A 1,639-nucleotide genomic window follows, 5' to 3' on the forward strand; every position below is an offset into this window, starting at 1 on the left:
CAAAAAAAACAAATCAAAATATATAAAAATTATTTACTTTTTAACAAGAAAAACCGCCTCAGTTGTGAGACGGCTTCTCAATATATGTACAGTCATACACCTTCCTTCTCACAGACGCAAGGGAATAATAATGACGATAATAATTACTGATAATAACTGATACATATTCTTATACTATAAAAAATTAAAAACAAAAAAAAACCGTTTCATAATTTGAAACGGTTTTATATATAATTTAAATTAAAATCTATTTAAAATGCCGTTTCCTTACTGTTGTTAATGACAACAGCAATAATAGAAATGACAATAATATTTTTCTGATTCGTAAAATTCATACTGCAAATGTATAAACTTTTTAATTACTCACAAGTTTTTTTCACACTTTTTATTTTTTTCGTAAAAAATGAGTCAACGTTTCCTTTGCTGAAGCCACATCATGAACCCTTAAAATTTTTGCTCCCTGTTCCAGTACAGCCATGTGGAGTTTCTGTGTTTCCTCATTGATATCCAGAGGTGATTTCCCAAGTGGTTTGTAAATAAATGACTTTCTGGAAATACCTATTAAAAGAGGAAATTTTCCGAATCCCAGATATTCAACTTCATGGATCATTTTCATTTGATCTTCTACTGTTTTTCCGAAACCAAAACCGGGATCAAGAATGATATCATTCACTCCTTTTTCTAAAAGTTCTTTTGTTTTTTTAGCAAAATATTGGTTCACTTCCAGTGTAATATCTTCAAACTTTATTTTATCATGCATGGTTTCATAAGAAGGATTTACATGCATCAGGATATAAGGCAGCTTCGTTTCAGCAGCGGTATCAAACATTTCTGCATCATACTGACCTCCAGAGATATCATTGATCAGATCAATTCCTTCATTGAATCCGAATCTTACTGTTTCTGCGTAAAAAGTATCCATAGAAATCAGGGCTTCCGGAAATTCTTTTTTAATCAGAGAAATCAGATTTCCAAGTCTGTTTATTTCTTCTTCAGCACTTAAAAATTCGGCATTGGGGCGTGTAGACTGAGGACCAATATCCAATATTTCTGCTCCGTCCTTCAATAGTTTTTCTGCATGTTTCAATGCTGATTTTTCATTATTGAATTCCCCACCATCCGAGAAAGAATCCGGTGTCATATTGAGGATTCCCATAATTTTTGGGGTGTCCAGTTGTACTAACCGGCCGTTGCAATTGATTGAGTAGGTGGGAGCGTTGGAGGGTTGGAGAGTTGGAGAGTTGGAGAGCATGAGTTGGATGATTATGGATTAATGATAATTGATGAATGATTTCTGTAGTGCAAAATTAGTGATTTATGAGTTTTTAATGAGAAGAAATTAGAAATTATAGGCTGGATAATTAATTATGAATGATGAATTATAAGTTATGAGTTTAACTCCTACACTTTCAAACTATACTATCCCGAATCTCGTCATCCCGAGCCCAAAGTGTTTCCACTCTCTAACCCTCCAACCCTCTTACTCCCAAACTCTCAAACCCAAAAACCCAAAAACCCAAAAACTCGAATCCCGCAACCCGAAACTCTCAAACTCTCCCACACTCAAACCCTCTCACTCACAAACTCTCAAACCCAAAAACTCGAATCCCGCAACCCGAAACTCTCAAACTCTAAAACT

At 34.5% G+C, this 1,639-nt stretch carries 1 protein-coding gene; it reads right to left on the reverse strand.

Annotated features, from left to right (window positions below; all coding sequences use genetic code 11):
* Positions 1-385: 385 nt before the first annotated feature.
* The gene (folP, locus tag NK356_RS23990) at positions 386-1,156 is read right to left on the reverse strand and encodes a dihydropteroate synthase (RefSeq protein ID WP_185103622.1); all 771 of its coding nucleotides are present in this window, start codon (positions 1,154-1,156) and stop codon (positions 386-388) included.
* Positions 1,157-1,639 lie beyond the last annotated feature (483 nt).

This window comes from Chryseobacterium sp. S0630, from assembly GCF_024158915.1.
Lineage (GTDB): Bacteria > Bacteroidota > Bacteroidia > Flavobacteriales > Weeksellaceae > Chryseobacterium.